The sequence below is a fragment of the Corynebacterium sp. genome, from assembly GCF_030152825.1.
Classification (GTDB): domain Bacteria; phylum Actinomycetota; class Actinomycetes; order Mycobacteriales; family Mycobacteriaceae; genus Corynebacterium.
In genome coordinates this window covers 1-2,599 of record NZ_JASLIP010000076.1, presented here as the reverse complement: position 1 = coordinate 2,599, position 2,599 = coordinate 1, and the positions used below count along the sequence as shown (strand labels likewise).

Here is a 2,599-nt window from a genome sequence, read left to right as displayed (position 1 = left end):
GGCGCTGCCAGGCGGCCGCACCCAGGCCCGCGGCGCCGAAAGAAGAAGCTGACCGCCACCGCGAAGCAGCAGTTCTACGAGCTTTCCACCCACTACACCGAGCTCTCGCAGCGCCTGGACGCCCTGGATATCCGCGCCAATTCGCTGAGCTCCCCGTTGGCGAATGCCGAGCTGCGTGCGCAGTGGACCACGATCCGCGACGAGTTCTTGAGCCTCAACAACCGGGTGGGGGCACTAAACCTGACGCTCACGAGCGATGACAAGGAGTTCTACGCCAAGCACAAGCAGATCGCGAGCGCGCACGAAACTCTCGAGTCGATGAGCAATGCCGAAGACAACATCAACCTGATGTTCGAGCTGGAAAGCGGCGATCAGATCAAGCGCGAGCGAGAGCTGCGCTCCATCAAGCAGGATCTTTCCGAAGCCTTGTTCGAGGTGCGCAACCGGGAGGCGATCCGCCAGCTTAAGAATGTCGAGGCGCAAGTCGAGGAGCTGATTCGAGACCTGCAGGCCCCGGACTTCATGGACCGGTTGGCCCGCATCGTCAGCGACCAGGCGCACGCGCTGGAGCTGGCCTCCCGCGACATGAAGCACCTGGACCGCGAGGCTCACCGCGACGAGCGCCCCTCCCTCACCGACCGCGACTGGCGCCCCGGTTACGTGTACTCGAACTGGGTTCCCTACTACCTGCTGGCCTCGTGGCACAGCGCGGATACCCGGGCCGCCGAGTCTTCCTCCAGCAGCGGCGGGGGCATTGCGAATACTAGCTTCAGCAGTGGCTTCTCCGGTGGCGGCGGCTCCTCCAGCTGGTAGCAGGGAGCTTTCCCGCCAACTGTCCACGCGGGGCTAACAGACGTTGCGTGGCCCCTCGTGCTCAACGTGGCTCGGGCGCTCGACCTGGATCGTCGAGTGCGCAATCCCCCGCTCCTGCAGGGCCTCCTGGGCCACACACAGCACGGCAGCCGGGTCGCGGTCCTCCGGAACGACCAGGTGCACCGAGGCGAGTGCGCTCGTCCCGTCGAGGGACCACAGGTGCAGGTCGTGAACATCCACCACGCCGTCCACCTCACGGAGGAGCGCGTCGATCTCGGCAGGCTCATAGCCGGGCGGGGCCTGCTCCAGCAGGATCCGCAGCGTGTGCATCATCAGCTGCCAAGCCCGTGGCAGCACGAGTGCTGCGATGACGAGGGACGCGATAACGTCCGCATACTGCCACCCGGTCGTCATGATGACGCCACCGGCAATGAGGACGGCTACGGAGCCCAACATGTCCGCCAGCACGTGAAGGAACGCGCCCTGGACGTTCACGGAGTGCTCCCGCTGGCTGTGCAGAATCCATGCGGATACCGCGTTCGCGACCAGGCCGATAAGCGCGATGATCATCATCGGGCCGGCCATGATCTCGACCGGCTCGTTGAGGCGCCGGAACGCCTCGACGACGATCCAGACGGAGACGGCGAGCACGGTGACGGCGTTGATGAGCGCGGCCAGCACCTCCACGCGCCGGTAGCCGAAGGTGGCCTGGGCCGTTGCGGCCCGGCGGCCGATGAGGATGGCGATGACGGCGATGATCAGCCCGGCGGCGTCCGAGAGCATGTGCATCGCGTCGGCGAGCAGCGCGACGGAGCCGGTGATCAGGCCACCGATCAGCTCGGCGAAGAAGACGGTGCCGGTGATGCCCAGCGCGACGAGCAGCGCGCGCAGGGGGGGGGTGCCGGTCGGTGCGTGGGAGTGGGGCTGAGAATGCGAATGACCGTGGCCGTGCTCCTCGGCACGGCCACGGTCCAGTGGCTGTTGCTGGGCTGGTTGCGCGTCGTGTGGCATACCTCCAGCTTAGGCAGCCTCAACCCTTATTGACAACTAATTGAAAACGGGGGCTGGGCCGCCGGCGCGCGGCTGCGCGCCTGGTGAGCCAAGACCTTAGGCGGTCTCGGTCAGCGGGTTCTTCACCCAGCTCATGAGGTCGCGCAGCTTCTCGCCGGTCTTCTCGATCTCGTGATCGTTGAAGTTGGCGCGCAGCTGCTCGAGCTCCTTGTTGCCGCCCTCGACGTTGTCCAGCAGACGCTTGGTGAAGGTGCCGTCCTGAATGTCGGACAGGATGCCCTTCATGCGCTCCTTGGTGTCCGCGTCGATGACGCGCGGGCCGGAGATGTAGCCGCCGAACTCCGCGGTGTCGGAGACGGAGTAGTTCATGTTCTTGATGCCGCCCTCGAAGATGAGGTCGACGATCAGCTTCAGCTCGTGCAGGCACTCGAAGTAGGCCATCTCCGGCTCGTAGCCGGCCTCGACCAGGACCTCGAAGCCGGTCTTGATGAGCTCCTCGGTGCCACCGCACAGGACGGCCTGCTCACCGAACAGGTCGGTGACGGTCTCGGCCTCGAAGGTGGTCGGGATGATGCCCGCGCGGCCGCCGCCGATGGCTGCGGCGTAGGACAGGGCCAGCTCCTTGCCGTTGCCCTTCGGGTCCTGCTCGACGGCGATCAGGCACGGAACACCCTTACCGTCGACGTACTGACGGCGCACCAGGTGGCCCGGACCCTTCGGTGCGACCATGCCGATGGTGATGCTGTCCTCCGGCTTGATCATGCCGAAGTGAATG

The 2,599-nt window shown here is 65.8% G+C and carries 2 protein-coding genes and 1 pseudogene; 1 reads left to right on the top strand and 2 read right to left on the bottom strand.

Features of this window, described 5'->3' with window-relative positions; genetic code table 11:
* A pseudogene (locus Q1V78_RS08150) lies at window positions 1-813 on the top strand (DUF5129 domain-containing protein); the annotation flags it as partial.
* A 33-nt stretch (window positions 814-846) separates the two neighbouring features.
* Here the strand turns inward: Q1V78_RS08150 and Q1V78_RS08145 are convergent.
* Together Q1V78_RS08145 and ilvC are read right to left on the bottom strand one after the other, a co-directional pair.
* Window positions 847-1,824: a cation diffusion facilitator family transporter gene (locus tag Q1V78_RS08145; protein ID WP_300613449.1), complete on the bottom strand. Its 978-nt coding sequence runs from the start codon at window positions 1,822-1,824 to the stop codon at window positions 847-849.
* 96 nt (window positions 1,825-1,920) lie between these two features.
* The coding region (ilvC, locus tag Q1V78_RS08140) for a ketol-acid reductoisomerase (protein ID WP_300613447.1) at window positions 1,921-2,599 on the bottom strand (679 nt) is incomplete at its 5' end.